The following is a 25455-nucleotide window of genomic DNA, read 5'->3' as shown; positions in this document are numbered from 1 at the left end:
CAACAGGTGAGCGCTAAAGTGCTGCCACGCGCCCGCCCGGATTGAGGGCGAGGGCCGCGATCTCAGACCTGTGGGGGGTCCCCTTGCCGCGCTCAACGCGCAGGCTTCCGCACGCCTTTGTCCGTGCGGCCGCCGTCTTCGCTCTCTCGGCGGGCGTCATCACGCCCGCCGTCGTCCACGCCCCGGCCGCGCACGCGGACTGGACGGGCACCACCGGCAGCACGCTGGACGACGGGCGCTACCGCCTGGTGCTGCCCTCCAACGCACTCTGGGTCAAGGTCAGCGTGCTGGACTCCACCGCTCCGGACGCCGCCGTCCTCGCCTCCACGGAGGCGCTCACCTCGCAGTCCTCCGGCTGGACCACCGACGCGCCGGTCGTCCTCCCCGAGGGCACGGCCCTCGGGGACTACCCGGTCCGCGTCGAGTACCGGCTGCCCGGCGAGACCACCAAGCAGTGGACCGGCGGCACCTACGCCTACCGTCCGCACGTCGGCGTCACCGGCCTCTCCTGGGACCGCGACACCACCGACTACGACCGGCGACAGGCCGTGCTCTCCGGCAGGACCACCCTCTGGAACCCGGCCACAGGAGCCCGCACCACCGCCCCCGAGGGCACCAAGGTGCAGGTCACGCTGAACCTGTACGACGGCGCCAGCCGCACCACGACCGCCACGGCCACGACGCTCGCGGACGGCACCTTCTCCCTGCCGTTGACCCCGAACGCCGAGGTCAACGGCGGCACCGCGACCGTGGTCACCACCGGCACCGGAAACGACCCGGACGACCAGGTCTCCGTCCCGCACCTGGGCATCGAGCAGCTCGTCTACCGCATCAGCTCCGACCTGAACCGGTACCGCGTCCTCGCCGGTACGAACGTGCAGGTCACCGGTCGCGTGGAGCGGTACACCGGCGGCACCTGGAAGCCCTTCGCGGCCGCTCCGGTCGTCGCGACCGGCAAGGAACCGGGGTACTACGACCGGTCGGCCGTGAACGTGCTCGGCGGCGTCGCCTCCTCCGCGACCGGCACCTTCACCTTCGCCGCGCGGGCCCAGTACAGCACCGACTTCGTCTACACGACCCTGCGACCCTCGGTGTACTTCCAGGGCACCAACCACGTGTACGACAAGGCCGACATCGCCGTCCCGCAGCAGTTCTCGTACACCTCCTACACGATCACCCTCGACGAGCACCGGACCGTCACCGCCAAGGGCAGGATCGGCACCGGCTACTGCTCCTACGGCCAGCCCGTGCAGCTCCAGGCCTCCCTGGACGGCGGACGCACCTGGCGCACCCTCCGGTCCGGCGGAGCCGACGACTACTGCGGCTACACCCTCGCCGCCCAGGGCTACGAGAGCGCGCTGTACCGCGTCCACCACCCGGAGACGAACGAGCTGGTCGCCAAGTCCGGCACCGCCCTGAAGCGGGCCCGCACCTTCAGCCGCTTCTCCGCCTTCACCATCAGCCCCACCCGGCCCGCGGTGAACGCCAAGATGACCGTCTCCGGCACCGTCCAGCGCAAGGTCGGCGGCGTCTGGAAGCCGCTCAGCGGGGCCAAGCTGACCCTGGTCTACAAGCCCAAGGGCGAGAACCAGTGGTACTGGGTGACCAAGAGCATCACCACCAACACCAGCGGCAACTTCAGCTACCGCGCCACCGCCTACGGCGACGGCTCCTGGGCGCTCTACCTCAACACCACGGGCAGCTACTTCTACAGCGAGACGAATGCGAAGTACATCGATGCGCGCTGACCTCCGCCTCACCCTGACGGCAGCCGTCGCCGCCGTGGCCCTGGCCGCGTCGACCGCCCCCGCCCTCGCCGAGGACACCCCGGCCGTCGGCATCGGCCGGGCGGTCACCGACGAGACCCAGCGCGGCACCTTCATGGTGACCGCCTGGTCCGACGCCCCGCAGGCCAAGATCACCGCCGTCTCGGCCCGGATCCGGCAGGGCGACACCGTCGTCGCCACCATCCCGGCGCTCACCGCGGACTACGCCTGGGACCCGAGATACGCCAACACCTTCCGGCTGCCGGCCGAGGCCACCCTGAAGCTCACCGAGGACGGAGGCACCATCCCGTCCCTCGGGACGTACGCCATCGACGTCACCGCCACCGACTCGCTCGGCAACAAGCTCACCCGCACCGACGCCGGACAGCTCGACTTCCGGCTGCGCCCGGCGATACCCGCCTTCACCCTCAGCAAGCCCTCCTACGCCGACCGCAACACCCGCCCCGCCGGCACCCTCGTCGGGATCCAGCCCGGATCCGGGGACGCGGTGCCGCTGGCGGGCCGCTCGGTCTCCTACCGGCTGTTCCCGAGGGAGGCCCCCACGGCCCAGGCCGTCACCGACGCGACCGGCGGGTTCACCGGCGAGGCGTACCCGATCACCACCGCGGACATCGACGGCTACAGTCACGTCCGGGCGACCTTCTCGGAGGACAGCACCGAGGTCCACGGCTCCGTCGAGACGTACCACAGCGTCTACGAATGGACGCCGCGCAAGGTGACCGTCACGGCCACCTCCGACAAGAAGCGGGCGCTCAACGGCACGACCGTCACCATCAGCGGCCGGATGACCGACCCCGCGGCCGGGAACGCGCCGGTCGCGAACGAGCCGGTCCGCGTGCGCCTCGGCGCCCCCCAGTACGGGATCGGTACGCCCGCGACCGTCTTCACGGGGGCGGACGGCCGCTTCAGCGCACGGCTCGTCGCCGCCTCGGGCAAGGAGTCGGGCGGCTGGACCGTCGACTCCCCGGACCGGTACCTGAGCTTCGACCCGATCTACGGGGCGCTGGCCATCCCCCTGGAGTCCCGCACCGACCTCACGTCCATCGGCCTCTCCGCCGACGGCCAGGTCACGGTCTCCGGCACCTTCCGCGCCACGTACGAGCGGGAACCGTCCTTCCCGACGGCGCAGTACCTCCAGCTGGAGCAGTCCGTCGACGGCGGCTGGAAGAAGATCGCCACGGCGAGCGTGAACTCCGCGTACTACAACACGTTCACGCTCTCCGCCGCGAGCCGCGGCGGCTGGTACCGCGTCCGGCACCTGACCACCGACCAGTTCGCCGAGTCCGGCAGCGGGTCCTTCCGGCTCGTCCGCAACGACACCCGGATCGTCTCCCTGAACGCCGGTCCCGAGCCGGTCGCCAAGGGCGGGTACGTGACCGTCACCGGCGGGCTCCAGCACTACTGGGACGGGGCCTGGCGGGCGTACGGGAACGCTCCCGTGGTCCTGCAGTTCCAGCCGAAGGGCTCCAGGACCTGGAAGACCGTGGCCTCCGGCCGCGCCGGCTCCACCGGCAAGGTCTCCCTGAGGGCGAAGGCGGGCGCCGACGGCTCCTGGCGGATCCACTGCTTCGGCGACTACCGGCACTTCAACTCCCCGGCGGCGGCCGGCGGGGACTACGTCGACGTGCGCTGATCACCACTGCCGACGAAACGCCCGAGGGCGGCACCCCCTGGTGGGGGTGCCGCCCTCGTTCGCGTTCAGCGATGAACTGCCGATCCGTGAGGATCAGAAGTCCATGTCACCGCCCGGCATGCCGCCGCCGGCCGGCGCGGACGCCTTCTCCGGCTTGTCGGCGATGACGGCCTCGGTGGTGAGGAACAGCGCGGCGATCGACGCGGCGTTCTGCAGCGCGGAGCGCGTGACCTTCGCCGGGTCGATGATGCCCTCGGCGATGAGGTCGACGTACTCGTTGGTCGCGGCGTTCAGGCCGTGGCCGACGGGCAGGTTGCGGACCTTCTCCGCCACGACGCCGCCTTCGAGGCCGGCGTTGACCGCGATCTGCTTCAGCGGGGCCTCGAGGGCCAGCTTCACGATGTTCGCGCCCGTGGCCTCGTCGCCCGACAGGTCGGCCTCGAGCTTCTCGAAGACGCTCGACGCCTGGAGCAGGGCCACGCCGCCGCCGGCGACGATGCCCTCCTCGACGGCCGCCTTCGCGTTGCGAACGGCGTCCTCGATGCGGTGCTTGCGCTCCTTGAGCTCGACCTCGGTCGCGGCACCGGCCTTGATGACGGCCACGCCGCCGGCCAGCTTCGCGAGGCGCTCCTGGAGCTTCTCACGGTCGTAGTCCGAGTCGGAGTTCTCGATCTCGGCGCGGATCTGGTTCACACGACCGGCGACCTGCTCGCTGTCACCGGCACCGTCGACGATGGTGGTCTCGTCCTTGGTGATGACGACCTTGCGGGCGCGGCCCAGCAGGTCGAGGCCCGCGTTCTCGAGCTTGAGGCCGACCTCCTCGGAGATGACCGTGCCGCCCGTGAGGATGGCGATGTCGTTCAGCATGGCCTTGCGGCGGTCGCCGAAGCCCGGGGCCTTGACCGCGACGGACTTGAAGGTGCCGCGGATCTTGTTGACGACCAGGGTCGACAGGGCCTCGCCCTCGACGTCCTCGGCGATGATCAGCAGCGGCTTGCCCGACTGCATGACCTTCTCCAGGAGCGGAAGGAGGTCCTTCACGGAGGAGATCTTGGAGTTGACGATCAGGAGGTAGGGGTCGTCGAGCGACGCCTCCATGCGCTCCATGTCGGTGGCGAAGTACGCCGAGATGTAGCCCTTGTCGAAGCGCATACCCTCGGTGAGCTCCAGCTCCAGACCGAAGGTCTGGGACTCCTCGACGGTGATGACGCCTTCCTTGCCGACCTTGTCCATCGCCTCGGCGATGAGCTCGCCGATCTGGGTGTCGGCGGCGGAGATGGAGGCCGTGGAAGCGATCTGCTCCTTGGTCTCGACATCCTTCGCCTGCTCGAGGAGGGCGCCGGAGACGGCCTCGACGGCCTTCTCGATGCCGCGCTTGAGGGCCATGGGGTTGGCGCCGGCGGCGACGTTGCGGAGGCCCTCGCGGACGAGCGCCTGGGCGAGGACGGTGGCGGTGGTCGTACCGTCGCCGGCGACGTCGTCCGTCTTCTTGGCGACTTCCTTGACCAGCTCGGCGCCGATCTTCTCGTACGGGTCCTCGAGCTCGATCTCCTTGGCGATGGAGACACCATCGTTGGTGATCGTGGGGGCGCCCCACTTCTTCTCGAGGACGACGTTGCGGCCCTTGGGGCCAAGGGTGACCTTGACGGCGTCAGCGAGCTGGTTCATGCCGCGCTCGAGACCGCGCCGGGCCTCCTCGTCGAACGCGATGATCTTGGCCATGTGAAGTGGTCCTCCCGGACATGGGGTGGATAACGCTCCAGGACCGCGCCGACGCCCGCGACGGACGGCCTCCGCGACTCCGTGTGGTTCCTTGCCCCACCCGGACGGCGACCTCGTCTGCCCGATCCTCGTAGCACTCTCACCTTCCGAGTGCTAACGCCAATGATTAGCACTCGGCATAGGAGAGTGCAAGCGACTCTCGATGATCGGGACGTCGGACGAGGGGTGCGGGGGAACGCACGAGGGGCCCGCATCCCTCAGGGATGCGGGCCCCTCGACGGCGTTGCGTCGGTGGCCGATCGCGCCGCGCTCAGACGGCGAGCTTGACCATGTCCGCCTGCGGACCCTTCTGGCCCTGCGAGATCTCGAACTCGACTCGCTGTCCCTCTTCGAGGCTGCGGTAACCATCCATCTGGATCGCGCTGTAGTGGACGAAAACATCCGCACCACCGTCGACCGCGATGAAGCCGTAGCCCTTCTCCGCGTTGAACCACTTGACGGTGCCCTGAGCCATGCCTAACTCCCCTATTACTGGCCCTTGCGCGGGACCGCACTTCGCGGACCCGGGTCAGACCCTGCGCCGGAACGCGTCGACCGCCGCTGAATGTATCTGCCCAACTGCCCTCTGCAACAGGTCATTCGACCGAGAATTCTGGGCGTCCCGGAAAGGGGAATTGGGGATGATCCCCTGGATGACGGGGCAAGTCGGGCCCGGCAAAGCGCGCAGAACGTACACAACGCGCAGGCACTTTGGCTGCTTCTTGTCGCGCGGGGACGCATTCTCATATGCGCCCGGCATGAGCAGCGGAGGGGACTTCCCCAACTCTACCGCGCTCAACCATGCAGAATTGCCCCCTCCGCTTATCGCGCGGAAGGGGCAATTCGTACTGACTGGTAAGGCTGTACGGCTCAGCCGCCGGCGACGGCCGGGATGATCGAGACGCCCGCGCCGGCCGGGGTGGCCGTCTCCAGGCCCTGCTCGAAGCGCACGTCGTCGTCGTTGACGTAGACGTTGACGAAGCGGCGGAGCCTGCCCTGGTCGTCCAGGACCCGGGCGGCGATGCCCGTGTGGTTCTTCTCCAGGTCCGCGATGACCTCGGCGAGGGTCGCGCCCTCGGCCTGGACCTCGGACCGGCCGCCCGTGTAGGTGCGGAGGATGGTGGGGATGCGGACGTTCACGGCCATGTCTTCGTAACCTTTCAGAGCGCCAGGCCGGCGTCGCGGAACGCGTCCAGGCTCGGGCGGATGGTGACGGTCGCCTGAGAGGTGTCGGCCACCGCGTCCAGGGTCTTGAGTCCGTCGCCGGTGTTGAGGACGACGGTGGTGAGCTCCGGGTCGATGACACCGGCCTCGACGAGCTTCCTCGTCACGCCGACGGTCACGCCGCCCGCCGTCTCGGCGAAGATGCCCTCGGTCTGCGCGAGGAGCTTGATGGCGTCCACGACCTGCTCGTCGTTCACGTCCTCCACGGCGCCACCGGTCCGGCGGGCGATGTCGAGGACGTACGGGCCGTCGGCCGGGTTGCCGATGGCGAGCGACTTGGCGATCGTGTTCGGCTTCTGGGGCCGTACGACGTCGTGGCCTGCCTTGAAGGCGGCGGAGACCGGGGAGCAGCCCTCGGCCTGCGCGCCGAAGATCTTGTACGGCTTGTCCTCGACGAGGCCCAGCTTGATGAGCTCCTGGAGGCCCTTGTCGATCTTCGTGAGCTGGGAGCCGGAGGCGATCGGGATGACGAGCTGGTCGGGGATGACCCAGCCGAGCTGCTCGCAGATCTCGTACGCGAGCGTCTTGGAGCCCTCGCCGTAGTACGGACGGAGGTTGACGTTCACGAAGCCCCAGCCCTCGCCGAGCGGGTCGCCGATGAGCTCCGAGCAGAAGCGGTTGACGTCGTCGTAGTTGCCCTCGATGGCGACGAGGTCACCGCCGTAGACACCGGCCATGACGACCTTGCCCTGCTCCAGGTCGTGCGGGATGAACACGCAGGAGCGGAAGCCGGCGCGGGCGGCGGCGGCGCCGACGGCACCGGCCAGGTTGCCGGTGGAGGAGCAGGAGAGGGTGGTGAAGCCGAAGGCGCGGGCGGCTTCGAGCGCCTGGGCGACGACCCGGTCCTTGAAGGAGTGGGTCGGGTTGCCGGAGTCGTCCTTGACGAAGAGCTTGCCGGGGGCGACGCCGATCTCGCGGGCGAGGTTGTCGGCCTGGACGAGCTTGGTCCAGCCGGGGTTCAGGTTCGGCTTCTCGGCGACGTCGGCGGGGACGGGCAGCAGCGGGGCGTAACGCCAGATGTTGGCGGGGCCGGCCTCGATCTGCTTGCGCAGCGCCTCGGGGTCACCGGTGGGGAGGTCGTACGCGACTTCGAGCGGTCCGAAACAGAGTTCGCAGGCGAAGATCGGGCCGAGCGGGAAGATTTCACCGCATTCACGACAGGAAAGCCCGGACGCGGGACCGAGGTCGACGGTGGTGGCGGAAGCGACGGTCTGTACAGCCATGGAGGCGAGGCCCTTTCTCCTCATCTTTCCCATGACGAATTTTTCGCCATGAGACGGATTTGGCACCTTCCCTAGCCGGGAGCCTCGCGGGCGCAGTGCGACGACTGCGGACGAGACCGACTGGAGGGTTGCCGGGGCTTCAACGGGCCGTTTCCCTCTGCCCCTCTGGATGAGCGGTATTCGATTGTGAAGCGCGGTGGACTTTCGTTCCTGCGCTCCGGCGCGGGCGGCACCCCGACGTGCATCGGGCATCCGCGTTGTTCAAGACTGTAACCGAAGGCCCGGGCCCTTGGACCGGCCGTCCGAACCGCGAGATGGAGATCAGGTGCTGGAAGAGGTGGAGCGCTGGCTGGGCCGGCGGTCCTGGTCCGTGGCGGACCGGCCGCTGGAGCGGATCCTCGCCGCCAAGCGGAACACGAAGGTCAGCGTCGTCCTGCCGGCGCTGAACGAGGAGGCGACGGTCGGGGACATCGTCGCCGTGATCCGCCGCGAGCTGATGACGGAGGCGGTGCCGCTCGTCGACGAGCTGGTAGTGATCGACTCGGGTTCCACGGACCGCACGGCGGAGGTGGCGGCGGCGGCCGGCGCGCGGGTGGTCGCGCGGGACGCGATACTGCCCCGGATACCGGCCGTACCCGGCAAGGGCGAGGTCCTCTGGCGCTCGCTGATGGTGACGAGCGGGGACGTCGTGTGCTTCGTGGACGCGGATCTGCGGGACTTCTCGGCGGACTTCGTGACGGGGATCGTGGGCCCGCTGCTCACGGACCCGGACGTGGACTTCGTGAAGGCCATGTACGACCGCCCCTTCGGGGACACCCCCGGCCAGGGCGGCCGGGTCACGGAGCTGGTGGCGCGCCCCCTGCTCAACCTGCACTGGCCGCGGCTGGCGGGCTTCGTTCAGCCGCTGGGCGGCGAGTACGCGGCGCGGCGCTCACTCCTCGAACGCCTCCCCTTCCCCGTCGGGTACGGGGTGGAGCTGGGCCTGCTCGTGGACTCCCTGCACACGGTGGGCCTGGACGCGCTCGCACAGGTGGACGTGGGGGTACGCAAGCACCGGCACCAGGACGGGCAGGCGCTCGGCCGGATGGCGGCGGCGATCTACCGGACGGCGCAGCTGCGGCTCTCGCGGGGCCATCTGGTGCGGCCGTGGCTGACGCAGTTCGAGCGGGGCGAGAGGGGCTTCGAGCCGCGGACGTACGCGGTGGACACGGAGGAGCGGCCGCCGATGGCCGAGATCGCGGAGTACGCGCGGCGCCGCGTGGCGTAACGCCCCGTGATGATCGGTTTTGCCTACATTGCCCTTTTATGCGCTTCAGAACATCTCACCTGGGCAGAGTGCTCGCGGCCGTCGGGCTCACGGCCGGCTCGCTCGCCTTCACGGCGGCGGGACCGGCCGCCGCGGACGTGGTCGAGCCCTTCGGCAAGCGGTACGACGAGTCGCTGTACGGCGACTTCACCACGATCGGCAACACGGTGACGGGCTGCCCGACCGCCCCGGCGGACCTGGCCGCCCGCTGCGCGACGGCGGCGTCCGGGCAGGGCTCGGACGACAACAACACCTTCGTGATGCGGCGGCTCGACGCGGGCGGCATCGGGGACGACGGCTTCGGCTCGAGCACCGGCCACGTGAAGATCCCCGCCGGCGCCGAGGTCGCGTACGCCCGCCTCTTCTGGGGCGGCAACGACGGCACGCACAAGAGCCCGGGCGGCGCGCAGCTGAAGCGCTGCGACATCTCGGGCGCGGACATCGGGCCCTCCCCCGGCGACCCGGCCACGACGAGCCCGCTGATCAAGGTGGGGGCGGGTCCCGCGACGCCGGTCTCGATCGACAGCATGGTCGCCGACCCGGCCGACACCGGCGGCCCGCACTACTACACGGGCGAGTCCGACGTGACCGCCGCCTTCGCGGGCGTCTCGGGGACGGACGCGCGGGTGGCGGTGGGGAACCTCTGGGCGCCGGAGGGCAAGGGCTGCGTGGCGGGCTGGTCCCTCACGGTCGTCCACAGGTTCCCGGCCCCGGACCCGGTGAAGGCCCCCGAGCGACGCCATGTGTACGTCTACGGCGGCCATGTCCACCAGCGCCCGGCCTCTCCCGCCACGACGATCACCGTGGACGGCTTCCACCGGGGCCCCGGCACGGTGCGCGCGAGTGTGACGGCGTACGAGGGCGACCGGAACACGCCGGGCGACAGGTTCCTCGTGGACGGCAGGAACGTCACCGAGCCCCACACGGGCAACACCGGCAACTTCTTCGTCGGTGAGGGCGACGGCGCGGTCGCCCCCGCGCCGGCCGACGACCTGAGCATCGACGCCAAGGCCTTCGACGTCCCGGCCGGCGCCGTCCCGCCGGGCGCCACCTCGGCCGATCTGACCTTCTCCACGAACGGCGACACGTACCTGCCGTCCGGGCTGGCCTTCTCGGTGCCGGTCCCCGACCTGGAGGTCACCAAGACGGCGAGCCCGCGCACGGTGAAGCCGGGCGACACCCTCACGTACAAAATCACCGCGCGGAACGTGAGCGGCGTCGACTACCCGAACGCCGCGTTCGGCGACGACCTGACCGGGAACCTGGACGACGCCTACTACAACGGGGACGTGCGGACGGACCTCGGGAAGGTGTCGTACGAGAAGGGGAGGATCGGGTACGCCGGGACCATCCCGGCCGGGAAGACGGCGACCGTCACCTACTCGGTGACGATCAAGGACCCGGCGACCGGCGACGGCAGGCTCCGCACCGGCGTGACGGTGGAGAGCCCCCGCTCCACCTGCGGAGCCGGCAGCGCAGACCCGTCCTGCACGGTGACCCCGAAGATCGAGAAGCCGAGGCCGACGCCGGTGGCCCCCTCGCCGAGCCGGACACAGCCCGAACCGCCGCCGGCCGAGCCCTCCCGGACCCCGCCCGCCACGGCCTCGGCCGCCCCGGCCCCGGCTCCGGCCCCGGGCCCGCAGGGCGGCCACGGCCCCGGCCCCGGGTCTGACAGCGACCCCGGCTCCGGTCACGGCTCCATGGCGGCGACCGGCGGCAACGGCGAACGCCTCTGGCTGCTCGGGGCACTCGCGATCGCCCTGGCGGGGACGGGCGTGGTGGCGAAGGCGGCGATGCGCGGCCGACGCGACTGACCGGCGCCCACCGGCCGGCCGCGTGAGCCGCCGCGACGGAGCGTGGCCGAATCAGCCCGTCTCGTATACGTACGTTTGAGCGTTTACGGGACGGGCTAGGTTCGCCACATGGCAACAGTGCTCGTGGCATCCAACCGGGGACCGGTCTCGTACGTGCTCGGCGACGACGGCTCACTCGACGCCCGGAGGGGCGGCGGCGGCCTGGTCTCCGGCCTGAGCGCCATCGACTCCCAGGAGAGCCTCTGGGTGTGCGCGGCGCTCGGCGCGGGAGACCGGGAGGCGGTCCGGCGCGGGACCGGCGAGCCGGGCGTCCGCATGCTGGACATCGACCCGGAGGTGTACGCCGACGCGTACAACGGCATCGCGAACTCGGTGCTGTGGTTCCTCCACCACCATCTGTACGACATCCCGCGCGAACCGGTCTTCGACGCGGAGTTCCGCCGGCGCTGGGAGGCCTACCGCGCCTACAACCGCGCGTTCGCCGAGACGCTGGCGGCGGAGGCGGCGGAGGGCGCGGCGGTCCTGGTGCAGGACTACCACCTGGCCCTCGTCCCCGGTCAGCTCCGCGAGCTCCGCCCGGACCTGCGCATCGGCCACTTCACCCACACCCCGTGGGCGTCCCCCGCCTACCTCAGGATGCTCCCGGACGACGTCCGCGAGGAACTCCTGAGAGGCATGCTCGGGGCGGACCGGCTGGGCTTCCACACCCGGGCCTGGGCCTCGGCGTTCGAGGACGGCGCGGGCGACCTCGGCCGCACCCGGCTCGCCGTGCACCCCCTGGGCGTGGACGGCGAGGAGCTGCGGGCGCTGGCGCACCGACCACAGGTGGAGGAGCGTCTGGCGGGACTCCGCGCGGAGGTCGGCGACCGGAAGACCATCGTCCGGGTGGACCGCACGGAGCTCTCGAAGAACATCCTCCGCGGCCTCCTCGCCTACCGCGAGTTCCTCACCGCCCACCCCGAGTGGCACGACCGGGTGGTCCACCTGGCCTCCGCGTACCCCTCGCGCCAGGACCTGGAGTCGTACCGCACGTACACGGCCGCGGTGAGGACCCTGGCGGACGAGATCAACGCCGAGTTCGGCACGGCGGACTGGCAGCCGGTCCTGGTCTCGGTGAAGGACGACTTCACCCGCTCCCTGGCCGCGTACCGCCTCGCGGACGTGGCCCTGGTGAACCCGGTGCGCGACGGCATGAACCTGGTCGCGAAGGAGATACCGGTCGTCTCGGAGGCGGGCTGCGCCCTGGTCCTCTCCCGCGAGGCCGGAGCGTACGAGGAACTCCACGAGGACGCGCTGACGGTGAACCCCTTCGACGTCTCGGAAACGGCCGAGGCCCTCCACACGGCACTCACGATGTCCCCGGCCGACCGCGCGGACCGCACCAAACGCCTGGCGTCCGCGGCCACGTCCCTCCCCCCGCAGCGCTGGTTCCTGGACCAGCTGGAGGCGTTGCGGGAGCGGTGAGCACTGCTCCCGTTCCTGGCCGACGAGGGCGCGCGGCGGAGGGGCCGGGGCAGCCACGCCTCGTGGTGGACCTGTTGCCTCGGTGAGCGAGAACTCGTTGCCGGTAATCGGTGACGACCCCTCCTCCTGGAGGGTCGTCCCGTGTCACACTCGCCGCGATCGTTCCCCCAGGCGATCCGTTTTTCCCCATGAGACGCATGAGGCAAGCGGAAGGATCGCAAGAAACGTGAAGAAGATTGTCGTGGGCATGACCATCGGGTCGGCGCTCACCGCACTCCTCGCCGCGGGGCTCACCCCCGCCGCCGCGCAGGAAGCCCGGGACGCCGCACCGGCGGGCGCGAACGCGCACCGGCCCGACAACCGCCCCGGCCCCCTCACGAAGCAGCGCACCAGGCTGCGCGAACAGGCGATCGACCTGATCGCCAAGGGCAAGGCCACGGCGAACGCCAAGGGCGTCGTCGAGGTCGCGCCCGGCAAGTTCGCCGAGACCGAGACCACCACCGCCACCCGCCAGGAGAAGATCTTCACGATCCTCTCCGAGTTCGGCGACCAGGGCTCCGGCAAGCTCGGAACCGTCCCCGGCCCGCTGCACAACCGGATACCGCAGCCCGACCGGACCAAGGACAACTCCAACGCCTGGACCGCCGACTTCTCGAAGGCCTACTACGAGAACCACTTCAACGGCTCCGGCGAGTCCATGAAGACCTTCTACGAGAAGCTGTCCAGCGGCCGCTACTCGGTCTCCAACACCGTCGAGGACTGGGTCAAGGTCCCCGGCAACGCCTCCACCTACGGCGACAACTCCGTCGAGGACACCGGCGGCTCCTGGGCCTTCATCCAGGACACCGGCGACGCCTGGTGGAACGCCCGGATCGCCGCCGGCAAGACGCCGGCCGAGATCGACGCGTACCTCGCCCAGTTCGACGTCTGGGACCGCAACGACTGGGACCACGACGGCAACTTCGACGAGGCCGACGGCTACATCGACCACTTCCAGGCCGTGCACGCCGGCATGGGTGAGGACGCGGGCGGCGGCGCGCAGGGCGAGGACGCCATCTGGTCCCACCGCTGGTACGTCAACGGGGACGACTACGGGCTGACCGGACCCGACGTGTCCGGCACCCAGAACAAGGCCGGTGGCGCCCGCATCGGCCAGTCCAGGTACTGGCTCGGCGACTACACCACCGAGGGCGAGAACGGCGGACTCGGCGTCTTCTGCCACGAGTTCGGCCACGACCTCGGCCTGCCGGACTACTACGACACCGACGGCGGCGAGAACTCCACCGCCTTCTGGACCCTGATGAGCTCCGGCTCCTGGCTCGGCCACGGCGCCGCCGCCGACGAGGGCATCGGCACCCACCCGGGCCTCATGGGCGCCGAGGAGAAGCTCTTCCTCGGCTGGCTGGACCACGCCGACGCGCCGCTCGGCGCCACCGGCACGTACACCCTGAACCCGGCCGCGCTCCAGGTCACCGGCAAGGAACAGGCCGTCCGCGTCGCGCTCCCCGACAAGACGAGCAGCACCACCTACGCCACGCCCACCTCGGGCACGCACGCCTGGTGGACCGGCTCCGCCGACGGCCTCAACCAGTCGCTCACCCGCTCCGTCCCGGCCGCCCCTCGCGTGACGGTCAAGGCGAGCGCCTGGTACGAGATCGAGGCCGACTTCGACTACCTCTTCGCCGAGTACTCCCTCGACGGCGGGGCGACCTGGGCCCGCGCGGGCGCGTCCGTCTCCGGCTCCTCGGGTGGCAAGTGGACGACGCTGCGCTACTCGTACGACTCCGCCGACAAGCCGTCCCTCTTCCGCTTCCGCTACCAGAGCGACGGCGGCGTGCACTTCGCCGGCGCGTTCCTGGACGACGTCTCGCTGACCTCCGGCGGGACGACCCTGGCGTCGGACGACGTCGAGCAGGGCGCGGGCGGCTGGACCGCGCAGGGCCGCTGGAAGATCTCGACCGGCACCGAGACGGCGACCTCCCCCCGGTACTACCTCCTGGAGAACCGCGAGTACGTCGGCTCCGACGCGCTCCTCGCCGAGGGCCCCTACCAGTTCAGCAAGAACATCACCGCCCCGGACTGGGTCGAGTGGTTCACGTTCCAGAACGGCATGCTGGTCTGGTACGTCGACCGCTCCTTCGACGACAACAACGTCAGCAACCACCCCGGCGGCGGCTCGGCGATGGCGGTCGACGCCCGCCCGGCCCCCTTCCGGTACGCCGACGGGACCGCGCCCAGCAACCGGCGCCAGCCCTTCGACGCGACCTTCGGCCTGGAGGCCACGGACGCCACCTGCCTCCACAAGGAGGTCCTGGCCGGCAAGGGACCGAACCAGACCGTCCAGACGCTGGCGGCCTGCGCCCCCTCCGTCCCGGGCATCCCGGTCTTCGACGACACCGACCCGAACGCGTACTACGACACGACGGCCCCGCAGGCCAGCGTGAAGGTCGCGGGCCACGGCGTGCGCGTCACGGTCACCGGTGACGCCGGCGACGACCTGACGATCAGCGTCGCCAACCCGGCCGCGCACTGATCCGTACGGGAAGAGCGCGAGGGCGGTGCGGAGGGGCCGTAGCTTCTCCGCACCGCCCTCGCGGCATCACGGGGGCTCAGCCCTCCCGTACCGCTCTCGCCAGTTCCGTCAGGAACTCGACCACACCCGCCGGGCCCTGCACGGCGAGGTCGGCGCGGCCGGCCAGTTCCGGGACCTCGGTGGAGCCGCTGCACACCAGGACGCCCGGGGTGCCGCCGGAGCGGAGCTTCTCGACCGCGGCGAAGGCCGGCAGGTCGCCCAGGTCGTCGCCCGCGTAGAGCACGGACCCGGCGCCCACCTCCCGTACGTACTCCGACAGCGCCACGCCCTTGTCCATGCCCGGGGGCCGCAGCTCCAGGACCATGCGGCCCGGCTCCAGGACGAGGCCGTGGGCGACGGCCAGGTCGCCCAGCGGTCCCTTGAGGGCCTCGAAGGCGCCCTCCGGGTCCTGGGCGCGGCGGGTGTGGACGGCGACCGCGCGGCCCTTCTCCTCGATCCAGACACCCGGCCAGGCACCGGCCCGGTCCAGGAAGCCGGGGAGCTCGGAGCGGACGGAGGCCACGCCCGGGTGCGGGGCGGCGGCCTGGACGGTGCCGGTGACGGCGTCCCAGCGTTCGGCGCCGTAGTGGCCGAGGACGACGAGGTGCTCCAGGCCCGGGACCCCGGCGAATCCGCCGTAGCGGACGGCGACCCCGGCGGGGCGGCCGGTCACGACGGCGATCGAGCCGACGTGGGGGGCGAGGGCGGAGAGGGCGGCCACGGCGCCGGCGTGGGCGCGGGCCGATTCGGGGTCGGGGACGATCTCGGCGAGGGTGCCGTCGAAGTCGAGGGCGACGACGGCGTCAGCCGGGCGCGCGAGGAGCGCGGCCAGACCGTCGCGGCCGGGGGAATGGGGTCTCCCCTGCTCGAACAGGGTGGAGAGCTTGGGGAAGGCCGGTTCTGGGAGGCTGACCATGGTCCTGACCCTACCCACGGACGGCGTTCACATCAGTGTGGCCGGGGTCACCCTTCCCGCCGTCGCTGCTTCTTCTCGCGGACCCGGCGCAGCCGGTTGACCGTCACCGGGTCGTGGGCGAGGGCGCGCGGGTCGTCGAGGAGCGCGTTGAGGAGCTGGTAGTAGCGGGTCGGGGAGAGCCCGAGCCGCTCGCGGACGGCCCGCTCCTTGGCACCGGGGCCGGGCCAGGAGCGGCGCTCGACGGCGAGGAGGTCCCGCTCCCGCTCCCCGAGCCCGCCGCCGCCGTCGTCCGCCGTCTCCTCTTCGGTCATACGACCAACCTATTACCCGCGAGGACTACTCGGCGTTCTCCGCCGCCGTCGCCGCCCGGCCTATCCGGCCGAGGACGTCGGCGGGGCGGGCGCCGGGGGTGACGGCCTTGCCGATGTTCTGCTTGATGTCCTCGCTGACCTTGGCCCAGGAGGTCTTGCCGACCGGCGGGAGCTGCGCGTCGGGCAGGACCTTGAGGAAGACGCGCAGGCCGGCGTGGTCGGGGTCGGTCTCCATGCGGGTGGAGGCGGTGACGGTGACCGGCAGGAGGTCGTTGTCGCCGGCGAACTTCAGGACGTTCTCGTCGCTGAAGACGAAGTTGAGGAAGTCGCCGATCTCCTTGCGGTGACCGTTCTGCTTGAAGCCCATGATCCAGTCGGCGACGCCCATGGAGGTCTTGGGCGCCCCGTCGGCGCCGGGGAGGGGGACCTGCCCGACCCGGACGCCCTTCTTCGCGGCCTCCTTGAGGAGCGAGGGGTGGCCGTTGAGCATGCCGACCTCGCCGTTCGCGAAGGCGGCGAAGGCGGCCTTGCGGTTGAGCTTGCCGGGGGCGACCGGTCCGGTGAGGTCCTTGCCGACGAGGTCGTCGCGGAGCCACTGGAAGGTGCGCACGTTGGCGTCGGAGTCGACGGCGTAGCGGTCGGACGCGTCGGTCCAGCCGCCTCCGGCGCTGAGCAGCCACATGAGGGCCTCGGCCTGGGCCTCCTCGGGGCCGAGCGGCAGCGCGAAGGGGGTGGGGACGCCCTTGGCCTTGAGCTTGGCAGCGGCCTCGGCGAGTTCGTCCCAGGTGGTGGGGGCCTTGGCGCCGGCCTCCTCGAAGAGGTCCTTGTTGTAGAAGAGCGGCCGGGTGGAGGCGACGAACGGCATGCCGTACTGGGTGCGCTTGTACTCGCCGGCGGCGGCGAGCGGGCCGAGGAAGTTGGCCTGGACGGGGATGGAGAGGAGTTCGTCGGCGGCGTAGAGCTGCCCGGCGGCGGCGTAGTCGGCGTAGGCGCCGATCTGCGCGATGTCGGGGGCCCGGCCGGCCTTGACCATCTCGGCGACCTTGCGGTCGACGTCGTCCCAGGACTCGACCTGGACCTCGACCTTGACCCCCGGGTGCTTCGCCTCGTAGGCGGCGACGAGGCCGGACCAGTACTTCGTGGTGGTGTCGCCGCCGGTCAGGTCGTAGTCGGCGGCGACCAGCCTCAGGGTCACATCGCCGGAGTCGCCGCCCAGGGAGCCGCAGCCGGCGACCGTCGCGGTCAGTCCGAGGGCGGCGGCGGCCGCGGTCAGTCCAAGAAATCGTCGCCGCTCCACGGCTTCATCCACCTTTTGCTCATCGTCGAGCTGTCGTTCCGCTGCAGTGAGCTGCGCGTTTGCTCATGTCAGGGCTGTAATTCTGCCCCGCCCCCGGTATGAGGTCTACACCACTCCGGTATCACTTCCGCAACTGCGGCGGGACCATGGCCCCATGATCGGCCTCGAATTTGTATCCGAGCGCAACAATCCTGCCCAGTGGACTAGACCTTTTGGGTCCTCGCGCGACAGACTGTCCCCCGTGAGACACGTCATCGCCCTTGATGTGGGCGGCACCGGCATGAAGGCCGCCCTCGTCGGCGCCGACGGCACCCTGCTGCACGAGGCCCGCCGCGCCACCGGGCGCGAGCGCGGGCCCGAGGCCGTGGTGGAGACCATCCTCCGCTTCGCCGAAGACCTCCGCGCCCTGGGCCAGGAGCGGTACGGGCAGCCCGCCGCGGCCGCCGGAGTCGCCGTCCCCGGCATCGTCGACGCCGAGCACGGCATCGCCGTCTACGCCGCCAACCTCGGCTGGCGCGACGTTCCCATGCGCGAACTCCTCAGCGGCCGGCTCGGCGGCATCCCCGTCGCCCTCGGCCACGACGTCCGCACCGGCGGCCTCGCCGAAGGCCGTATCGGCGCGGGCAACGGCGCCGACCGCTTCCTCTTCGTGCCCCTCGGCACCGGCATCGCCGGAGCCATCGGCATCGGCGACCGCATCGAGGCCGGCGCCCACGGCTACGCCGGCGAGATCGGCCACATCGTCGTCCGCCCCGGCGGCACCGCCTGCGGCTGCGGCCAGCGCGGCTGCCTGGAGCGGTACGCCTCCGCCTCCGCCGTCTCCCTCGCCTGGGCCGCGGCCGGCGGCGACCCCGACGCCGACGCCGCCGACTGCGCCAAGGCCGTCGAATCCGGCGACCCCACGGCCGTACGGGTCTGGCAGGACGCCGTCGACGCCCTCGCCGACGGGCTCGTCACCGCGCTCACCCTCCTCGACCCCCGCACGCTCATCATCGGTGGCGGACTGGCCGAGGCCGGGGAAACCTTGTTCACACCACTCAGGGCCGCGGTGGAGGAACGCGTCACGTTCCAGAAGCTGCCCGCCATCGTCCCGGCGGCCCTCGGGGACACCGCCGGATGCCTGGGCGCGGGCCTCCTCGCCTGGGACCTTCTCTCCCTCGACTCGGAGGTTTCCGCCTGATGGCCGATCACCAGGTTCTCGCCGGCGCGCACGTCGTGCTGCCCACCGGAACGGTCGAGAACGGACGCGTGATCGTCGACGGCGACCGCATCGTGGGCTCGGCGCCCGAGGGCGCCCCCGTCCTCGACCTGACCGGCCACTGGCTCGTCCCCGGCTTCGTGGACATGCACAACCACGGCGGCGGCGGGGCCTCCTTCACCTCCGGCACCGTCGACCAGGTCCTCCAGGGCATCCACACCCACCGCCTGCACGGCACCACCAGCGTCGTCGCCTCCTTCGTCACCGGCGAGATGGACTTCCTCAGCCGCCGGGCGGGCCTGCTCTCCGAACTCGCCGAACAGGGCGACCTCGCCGGCCTCCACTTCGAGGGCCCGTTCATCAACCCCTGCCGCAAGGGCGCCCACGACCCGACGCTGCTCCGCGACCCGGACCCGGCCGAGGTCCGCAAGCTGATCGACGCCGCCCGCGGCCAGGCCCGGATGGTCACCCTCGCCACCGAACTGCCCGGCGGCCTCGACTCCGTCCGCCTGCTCGCCGAGCACGGCGTGATCGCCGCGATCGGCCACACCGACGCCACGTACGAGCAGACCCGGGCGGCCATCGACGCGGGCGCCACCGTCGCCACCCACCTCTACAACGCGATGCCCGCCCTCGGCCACCGCGCCCCCGGTCCGATCGCCGCCCTCCTGGAGGACGAGCGGATCACCGTCGAGCTCATCAACGACGGCACCCACCTCCACCCCGCCGCCCTGGAGCTCGCCTTCCACCACGCGGGACCCGAGCGCGTCGCCTTCATCACCGACGCCATGGACGCCGCCGGCTTCGGCGACGGCAGCTACATGCTCGGCCCGCTCGCCGTCGAGGTGAAGGACAGCGTCGCCCGCCTCGTCGACGGCGGCTCCATCGCCGGCTCCACCCTCACCCTGGACCGCGCCTTCCAGCGCGCCGCCACCATCGACGGCCTCCCCGTCGACGCGATCGTCCAGGCCATCTCGGCCAACCCGGCCCGGCTTCTCGGCGTGTACGACCGGGTCGGCTCCCTGGAGCCCGGCAAGGACGCCGACATCGTCGTCCTCGACGAGGGATTCCGCCTCAAGGGCGTGATGCGCAAGGGCGAGTGGATCGTCGACCCGGCGGCGGACACAGCCGCCTGATCAGGTGTCACTCAGGAGGGCGGTTGGCCGCGGGTCTGGGCCAACCGCCTTTCGTTTGGCATGATCGGTGCCCGTCGGAGCGTACGTTCCGCAGGACTTCACTCGGAGTACGGAGTACGGGGCGGACAGGTCTTGATCCTCACGGTCACCCTCAACACGGCGCTGGACCTGACCTACCGGGTCCCCGCCCTCACCCCGCACGCCTCCCACCGGGTCACCCAGGTCATCGAGCGGCCCGGTGGCAAGGGACTCAACGTCGCCCGCGTCCTCGCCGCCCTCGGGTACGAGACGGTCGCCACCGGCTTCGCGGGCGGCGCCACCGGCGCGACCCTGCGGGACCTGCTCGCGCCGACGCCCGTACGGGACGAACTCGTCGAGACCGCCGGCCCCACCCGCCGCACGGTCGCCGTCGTCGACACCGCGAGCGGGGACACCACCCAGCTCAACGAACCGGGCCCGACCGTCACCGCCGCCGAGTGGACCGCCTTCCGCACCCGCTTCACGGCGCTCCTCGACGGGGCCCGCGCGGTCGCCCTCTGCGGCAGCCTCCCGCCGGGCATCCACGTCGGCGCGTACGCGGAACTCGTCCGCCTCGCCCGCACGGCCGGGGTCCCCGTACTCCTGGACACCAGCGGCGAACCGCTGCGCCGGGGCATCGCCGCCCGCCCGGACCTGGTCAAGCCGAACGCCGAGGAACTCGCCCAGCTCACCGGCGCCCGCGAACCCCACCGGGCCACCCGCGACGCACGCCGCCGGGGCGCCCACGCGGTGGTCTCCTCACTCGGCCCCGAGGGCCTCCTCGCCGCCACCCCCGAGGGCCTGTGGCGGGCGACCCCGCCCGCCGCCGTCAAGGGCAACCCCACGGGCGCGGGCGACTCCGCCGTCGCCGGCCTCCTCTCGGGCCTGGTCGACGAGGCCCCCTGGCCGGACCGCCTCACCCGCGCGGTCGCCCTCTCGGCGGCGACGGTCCTCTCCCCGGTGGCCGGCGAATTCGACCAGACGGCGTACGAGGAGCTGCTCACGCGGGTGAAGGTCGTCGAGGAGACGGCCTAGGACGCGGGCTCCGGCGTGACTTCCAGCCAGTCGAGCAGCACGTTGCACTGATTGCCCTGCTCGCACGAGATCTTGATCTCGTTGTCACCCTTCTGGAGCGTCACCGGCGCCCAGGTGGTCTGCCAGTTCTTCTCCAGGTTCGTGTCCGTTGAGTGGATGAAGTTCTTCAGACCGATCGGCAGGGAGTTCGCCTTGCCGTTCACCGTCAGGGTGGCGTTGGCGTCGACCGCCGGGATGGCATAGCGCACGGTCAGGCGGTACTTGCCCGCCGTCGGCATGTTCGCCTTCCAGGTCACCGAGGCGCCCTGCGCGTTGAAGCCCGAGACGTACGCCCCGCCGACGCCCTCGGCGCCGGGGACGGTCTTCTCCGTCGTGGCCGAGCCGCCCAGCGTCAGCGTCGCCGCGTCCTGCTTCGGCAGTTCCTGCGGGGTCTTGTCGTCGCTCGGTTCGGTGCTCGGCGTCTCGGAGGCCTGGGAGGGCGCGGTCGAGGGCGTGGTGCCGCCGGCCTGACCGCCCTTGTCCTTCTCCCCGTCCGAGTTCGTGATCAGGGCCGCCGCGATGCCGACCACCACGACCGCCACGACGGCGACCGCGCCGATCAGGAGGCCCTTGGTGTTGGGGCCACGGCCCGAGCCGCCGCGCTGGGGCGGGATCGGGCGGGTCTGCGGCTGCGCGCCGTACGTCTCGGGCGCCGCGTACTGCGCCTGCGGCCGGCCGTAGGGGGCCTGCTGCTGCGGCGGAACGTACGCCTGCTGCTGGCCGTACTGGCGCTCGCCGACCGTTCTGACCTGGTTGTACGAGGTCCGGGGCACACCCGGCTGCGCTGCGGCGGGGCCGGGGTAGCCGTAGCCGCCGCCCTGCGGGGGCCGGGCACCCGCTGCCTGGCCGTCCTCGTAGAGGTAGCCGAACGGATCGTCGTCCTCGGGCTTGCTCGCGCCGTTGTTACCGGCAGCCATCCGGGTCATCCTCTCCATGCTCGCCAGCCGTCGCCGACCGGCCGAGCCTACCCCGAACGGACCAGCGCGCGACTCAGCCCGCCCGCCGGTGGACCTTGGCGCGGGAGCGTTTCTCCACGTACATGCGCTGGTCCGCCGAGTTCAGGACCTCCTCCACGGTCATCCCGCATTCGGCCCAGCCGATGCCGAAGCTCGCGCCGACGCGGACCGCGCGTCCGTCCACCCGGATCGGCGGGATGATCGCGTTGCGGAGGCGTACGGCCAGGTCGGCGGCGTCGGCCGCGCCGAGGCCGTCGGCGAGGACGACGAACTCATCACCGCCGAGCCGGGCGACGGTGTCACCGTCCCGCACGCCGGTGGTGAGCCGGCGCGCGACCTCGATGAGGACGGCGTCGCCGGTGTGGTGGCCGAAGCGGTCGTTGATCGACTTGAAGCCGTCGAGGTCGCAGAAGAGGACCGCGAGCCCCTTGGTGCCGTCGTCGACCTCGCCGCCCGTCGGGGCGACGGTGTGCACGTGGTGGTCGTACGGCCCGGCGCCGCCCGCCGGCTCGAAACCGAAACCGTGCTCGTGCTCGTGCTCGTACGCCTGCGGTTCGGCGTCGTACGCCGGGTCGTACGCGGGCTCGTAGCCTCCGTGGGCCGTCCCGTACCCCCCGTCCCGCGCGGAGTCGTACCCCCCGGCGTACGCCGGCTCGTTCCCCTGCGCGCCGGGGCGCTCGCAGAGCCGGGCGGAGAGCCGGGAGCGCAGCTCGGCGCTGTTGGGGAGGCCGGTGAGGGCGTCGTGGGAGGCGCGGTGGGCGAGCTGGAGCTCGTGCCGCTTGCGCTCCTCGATGTCCTCGACGTGGGTGAGGAGGAAGCGGGGTCCGTCGGCGGTGTCCGCGACCACGGAGTTGCGCAGGGAGACCCAGACGAACGTGCCGTCGCGCCGGCCGAGCCGCAGCTCGGCCCGGCCGCCCTCGGCGGAGGTGCGGAGGAGGGTGCCTATGTCCTCGGGGTGGACGAGGTCGGCGAAGGAGTAGCGCCGCATGACGGAGGCGGGCCGGCCGAGCAGTCGGCACAGGGCGTCGTTGGTACGGAGCAGCCGGCCGTGCTGGTCGCCGCCCATCTCGGCGATGGCCATGCCGGAGGGCGCGTACTCGAAGGCCTGCCGGAAGGACTCCTCGCTGGCCCGCAGGGCCTGCTGCTCGCGCTCCAGCCGGACCAGGGCGCGCTGCATGTTGGAGCGGAGGCGGGCGTTGCTGATGGCGATCGCCGACTGCGAGGCGTACATCTGGAGCGCTTCCTGGCCCCAGGGTCCGGGGTGCCGGCCGTTGCGCGGGCGGTCGACGGATATGACGCCGAGGAGCTCACGGCCGGAGCCGGAGGCGTACATGGGGGCGTAGAGCCGGTCGTGTGGGTGCCACTCGTCCTCGAAGCGGGGGGCGGGCCCGTCGGTGTGCCACTGGGGGACGTCGTCCTCCATGAGGACCCAGCCCTCGGTGTGCGGGATGAACCGCAGGTCGCCCCAGGCGATGCCCATGGAGAGGCGGCGGTCCCAGGACGAGCGGGAGCCGACGCGGCCGGTGATCAGGGCCTCCGCGGCGGAGCTTCCGGCGAAGGCGGCGACGACGAGGTCACCGTCGGGGCGGACGAGGTTGACGCAGGCCAGTTCGTAGTTGAGACCGGCGACCACGCCGTCGGCGACGGTCTGCAGGGTGTCCGCCAGGCTGCGGGCAGTGTTGAGATCCGCCACGACCTGATGCAGCTGCCGCAGGGTCGAGAGACGGACGTAGGGCTCCGACTCGGTCTCCATCGCTCGCTCTCCCCGAGACCTCGACAGCAACTCCAGGGTTCTCATCGGCTTCGTACCGCACTGTCCCCGCCACTGAATCACAGCGAGCTGCGCACCCGGTACACAGGGTCAGCAAATACTCGGCTCTGTGACTCAAGTCACAGCAGCTCAGGGCGGGTCCGGCGAACCCTCCCCGGGGTGCCGGTTCCGGGTCCTAGGACCGGCGGGGGTGCCGGTCTGGTCCCCCCGCCCGATGCGGGGCGCCGGGGCGGGTCATAGCGTGCGGGTGTGCTGACGACTCCCGCCCCGCCCCCCGTGTCCGACCTGGCCATCCCTCATGCTGAGGGGGTGAGCGACGACGAGTTCCGGGCGGCCATGTCCCGCCTCGCGGCCGGTGTGGTCCTGGTGACCGCGCACGATCCCGACGACGGCCCGCGCGGCGAGGACGTCGGCATGACGGCCACCGCCTTCATGTCGGTCTCCCTCGACCCGCCCCTGGTCCTCGTCAGCCTCCGCAACGGCTCCCGCATGGACGACCTGCTCGCCGACGTCCCGGTCTGGGCGGTGTCGATCCTCGCCGAGGACCAGCGGCACGTCGCCGGGCGCTTCGCCATGAAGAACCGGGTCAGCGACCGGCTCCTCTTCGCCGACCTTCCGTACACGCGGGGCGAGGAGAGCGGCGCCCCGCTCATGGGCGGGGCGCTGTCGGTCCTGGAGTGCCGCACGGAGAGCCGGGTCGTGGCCGGTGACCACACGCTGGTCGTGGGCCGGGTCCTGACGGTCGGCCTGCGCACGGGAGACGGCAGGCCCCTGACGTACTTCCAGGGGAAGTACCGGCACCTGGCCTGAGCCGGCCGTCAGCCCCAGTCGCGGGACTGCCGGGTGCGCTTGGTCTCCGCGCGCTGCTTCTTCTCGCGCAGCCGCCGCTCGTTGATCCCGCGCGGGATCTTCGTCGGGCGGCGGGGCTTCGGCGGTGGGGCCGTGGCCTCGGCGAGGAGCGCGGCCAGGCGGACCGCCGCCGTCTCGCGGTTGCGCCACTGGGAGCGGTGCTCCGAGGCGCGGACGGTGACGACGCCGTTGACCAGACGGGAGGCGAGCCGCTCCAGCGCGCGTGCCTTCCACACCTCGGGGAGCGCGTCGGTGGCCGCGAGGTCGAAGCGGAGCTCCACCTGGGAGTCGCTGGTGTTCACGTGCTGACCGCCAGGCCCCGACGACCGCGAGAAACGCCACTGGAGCTCGGCCTCGGGCAGCGAGACGGAGCCGCGGATGGGATAGGGACCGGACATGCCCTCCATGTTCCCCGCAGGGGGCCGGAGGCGTCATCCTGTTTTCGATCGGAGCGCGGCGCGCGGAGGGTGGCCGGGAACCGCCGGCGGCCGAAGCGCGTTTCTCCAGGCGACGACAGAACGACGAAAGGGACTTTCCATGGCTGTGAGCCTGTCCAAGGGCGGCAACGTCTCCCTGACCAAGGAGGCCCCGGGCCTCACCGCCGTCACCGTGGGCCTCGGCTGGGACGTCCGCACCACCACCGGCACCGACTTCGACCTCGACGCCTCCGCGATCGGCGTGGACGCCGCCGGGCGCGTCGCCTCGGACGCCCACTTCGTCTTCTTCAACAACAAGGCGACGCCGGACCAGACCATCGTGCACACCGGTGACAACCGCACCGGCGAGGGCGGCGGCGACGACGAGCAGATCAACGTCAACCTCGCGGCCCTCCCGCCGAACGTCGACAAGATCGTCTTCCCGGTCTCCATCTACGACGCGGTCTCCCGCTCGCAGAACTTCGGCCAGGTGCGCAACGCGTACATCCGCATCGTGAACCAGGCCGGCGGCACCGAGCTCGCCCGCTACGACCTCTCCGAGGACGCCGCCGTCGAGACGGCCATGATCTTCGGCGAGCTGTACCGCAACGGCGCCGAGTGGAAGTTCCGCGCCGTGGGCCAGGGCTACGCCTCGGGCCTGGAGGGCATCGCCCGCGACTTCGGCGTCAACCTCTGACCCGTCGCCGCGCACGCGTGGAGCCCCGGCCG

At 71.6% G+C, this 25455-nt stretch carries 21 protein-coding genes and 1 riboswitch; of the genes, 11 read left to right on the top strand and 10 right to left on the bottom strand.

Annotated elements, in window-relative coordinates; genetic code table 11:
* Positions 1 to 83: 83 nt before the first annotated feature.
* On the top strand, positions 84 to 1748 hold the full coding sequence (locus ACZ51I_RS22260; protein WP_468878544.1) for a hypothetical protein: 1665 nt from the start codon (positions 84 to 86) through the stop codon (positions 1746 to 1748).
* Positions 1738 to 3420, top strand: a complete 1683-nt coding sequence (locus tag ACZ51I_RS22255; protein ID WP_468878541.1) for a hypothetical protein — start codon at positions 1738 to 1740, stop codon at positions 3418 to 3420. The genes ACZ51I_RS22260 and ACZ51I_RS22255 overlap by 11 nt, the downstream gene beginning before the upstream one ends.
* A 93-nt stretch (positions 3421 to 3513) precedes the next feature.
* Here ACZ51I_RS22255 and groL read toward each other — a convergent pair whose 3' ends face one another.
* The 4 genes from groL to thrC all read right to left on the bottom strand — a co-directional run bounded on the left by groL (position 3514) and on the right by thrC (position 7628).
* The gene (gene groL, locus ACZ51I_RS22250) at positions 3514 to 5142 is read right to left on the bottom strand and encodes a chaperonin GroEL (protein WP_266967782.1); all 1629 of its coding nucleotides are present in this window, start codon (positions 5140 to 5142) and stop codon (positions 3514 to 3516) included.
* Between the two features lie 310 nt (positions 5143 to 5452).
* Positions 5453 to 5656 (bottom strand): cold-shock protein, encoded by a 204-nt coding sequence (locus tag ACZ51I_RS22245; protein WP_015035246.1) that lies wholly within the window; start codon positions 5654 to 5656, stop codon positions 5453 to 5455.
* A 395-nt stretch (positions 5657 to 6051) separates the two neighbouring features.
* Entirely contained in the window at positions 6052 to 6327 is a 276-nt protein-coding gene (locus ACZ51I_RS22240; protein WP_468878537.1) for a MoaD/ThiS family protein, read from the bottom strand.
* 14 nt (positions 6328 to 6341) lie between these two features.
* Entirely contained in the window at positions 6342 to 7628 is a 1287-nt protein-coding gene (gene thrC, locus ACZ51I_RS22235; protein WP_468878534.1) for a threonine synthase, read from the bottom strand.
* A gap of 17 nt (positions 7629 to 7645) precedes the next feature.
* A riboswitch (SAM riboswitch) is annotated at positions 7646 to 7804 on the bottom strand.
* A 149-nt stretch (positions 7805 to 7953) separates the two neighbouring features.
* Here thrC and ACZ51I_RS22230 point away from each other — a divergent pair.
* The 4 genes from ACZ51I_RS22230 (at position 7954) to ACZ51I_RS22215 (ending at position 14745) form a co-directional block, all read left to right on the top strand.
* Positions 7954 to 8895 (top strand): glucosyl-3-phosphoglycerate synthase, encoded by a 942-nt coding sequence (locus ACZ51I_RS22230; protein WP_468878531.1) that lies wholly within the window; start codon positions 7954 to 7956, stop codon positions 8893 to 8895.
* Positions 8896 to 8933: 38 nt separating this feature from the next.
* The gene (locus tag ACZ51I_RS22225; protein WP_468878528.1) at positions 8934 to 10748 is read left to right on the top strand and encodes a DUF7927 domain-containing protein; all 1815 of its coding nucleotides are present in this window, start codon (positions 8934 to 8936) and stop codon (positions 10746 to 10748) included.
* Between the two features lie 108 nt (positions 10749 to 10856).
* Positions 10857 to 12212, top strand: coding sequence for an alpha,alpha-trehalose-phosphate synthase (UDP-forming) (locus tag ACZ51I_RS22220; protein ID WP_468878526.1), 1356 nt, complete (start codon positions 10857 to 10859; stop codon positions 12210 to 12212).
* Positions 12213 to 12438: 226 nt separating this feature from the next.
* Entirely contained in the window at positions 12439 to 14745 is a 2307-nt protein-coding gene (locus ACZ51I_RS22215) for an immune inhibitor A domain-containing protein (RefSeq protein ID WP_468878523.1), read from the top strand.
* A gap of 76 nt (positions 14746 to 14821) precedes the next feature.
* On the opposite strand, the gene otsB is transcribed toward ACZ51I_RS22215, so the two are convergent.
* Genes otsB through ACZ51I_RS22200 form a run of 3 tightly spaced genes read right to left on the bottom strand, consistent with a single transcriptional unit; the run spans position 14822 to position 17320 of the window.
* On the bottom strand, positions 14822 to 15700 hold the full coding sequence (gene otsB / locus ACZ51I_RS22210; RefSeq protein WP_468878521.1) for a trehalose-phosphatase: 879 nt from the start codon (positions 15698 to 15700) through the stop codon (positions 14822 to 14824).
* Between the two features lie 47 nt (positions 15701 to 15747).
* Positions 15748 to 16011 carry a DUF3263 domain-containing protein gene (locus ACZ51I_RS22205; RefSeq protein WP_468878518.1) on the bottom strand — a complete coding sequence of 88 codons (264 nt, stop codon included), beginning with the start codon at positions 16009 to 16011 and terminating at the stop codon, positions 15748 to 15750.
* 25 nt (positions 16012 to 16036) lie between these two features.
* Positions 16037 to 17320 carry an extracellular solute-binding protein gene (locus ACZ51I_RS22200; RefSeq protein ID WP_468878516.1) on the bottom strand — a complete coding sequence of 428 codons (1284 nt, stop codon included), beginning with the start codon at positions 17318 to 17320 and terminating at the stop codon, positions 16037 to 16039.
* Positions 17321 to 17549: 229 nt separating this feature from the next.
* Between ACZ51I_RS22200 and ACZ51I_RS22195 the strand changes: the two genes are divergently transcribed.
* From ACZ51I_RS22195 to ACZ51I_RS22185, 3 genes are all read left to right on the top strand, one after another.
* Positions 17550 to 18488, top strand: a complete 939-nt coding sequence (locus tag ACZ51I_RS22195; RefSeq protein ID WP_468878514.1) for an ROK family protein — start codon at positions 17550 to 17552, stop codon at positions 18486 to 18488.
* Entirely contained in the window at positions 18488 to 19642 is a 1155-nt protein-coding gene (gene nagA, locus ACZ51I_RS22190; RefSeq protein WP_468878511.1) for an N-acetylglucosamine-6-phosphate deacetylase, read from the top strand. Before ACZ51I_RS22195 ends, nagA begins: the two co-directional genes overlap by 1 nt.
* Before the next feature lie 132 nt (positions 19643 to 19774).
* Positions 19775 to 20695: a 1-phosphofructokinase family hexose kinase gene (locus ACZ51I_RS22185; protein WP_468878508.1), complete on the top strand. Its 921-nt coding sequence runs from the start codon at positions 19775 to 19777 to the stop codon at positions 20693 to 20695.
* On the opposite strand, the gene ACZ51I_RS22180 is transcribed toward ACZ51I_RS22185, so the two are convergent.
* Together ACZ51I_RS22180 and cdgB are read right to left on the bottom strand one after the other, a co-directional pair.
* The gene (locus ACZ51I_RS22180; protein WP_468878505.1) at positions 20692 to 21651 is read right to left on the bottom strand and encodes a CBM35 domain-containing protein; all 960 of its coding nucleotides are present in this window, start codon (positions 21649 to 21651) and stop codon (positions 20692 to 20694) included. The two genes, ACZ51I_RS22185 and ACZ51I_RS22180, sit on opposite strands and share 4 nt — an antisense overlap.
* A 73-nt stretch (positions 21652 to 21724) precedes the next feature.
* Positions 21725 to 23443 carry a diguanylate cyclase CdgB gene (gene cdgB, locus ACZ51I_RS22175; RefSeq protein WP_468878502.1) on the bottom strand — a complete coding sequence of 573 codons (1719 nt, stop codon included), beginning with the start codon at positions 23441 to 23443 and terminating at the stop codon, positions 21725 to 21727.
* 327 nt (positions 23444 to 23770) lie between these two features.
* Here cdgB and ACZ51I_RS22170 point away from each other — a divergent pair, with 327 nt between their 5' ends.
* The gene (locus tag ACZ51I_RS22170) at positions 23771 to 24271 is read left to right on the top strand and encodes a flavin reductase family protein (RefSeq protein ID WP_468878500.1); all 501 of its coding nucleotides are present in this window, start codon (positions 23771 to 23773) and stop codon (positions 24269 to 24271) included.
* 8 nt (positions 24272 to 24279) lie between these two features.
* On the opposite strand, the gene arfB is transcribed toward ACZ51I_RS22170, so the two are convergent.
* Complete coding sequence (gene arfB, locus ACZ51I_RS22165) at positions 24280 to 24717, bottom strand: alternative ribosome rescue aminoacyl-tRNA hydrolase ArfB (protein WP_468878497.1); 438 nt, start codon at positions 24715 to 24717, stop codon at positions 24280 to 24282.
* A 130-nt stretch (positions 24718 to 24847) separates the two neighbouring features.
* Between arfB and ACZ51I_RS22160 the strand changes: the two genes are divergently transcribed.
* Positions 24848 to 25423 (top strand): TerD family protein, encoded by a 576-nt coding sequence (locus tag ACZ51I_RS22160; RefSeq protein WP_468878494.1) that lies wholly within the window; start codon positions 24848 to 24850, stop codon positions 25421 to 25423.
* Positions 25424 to 25455: the final 32 nt, after the last annotated feature.

Source organism: Streptomyces sp. NPDC034084, assembly GCF_055575535.1.
This window is presented reverse-complemented; position numbering and strand designations above follow the sequence as displayed.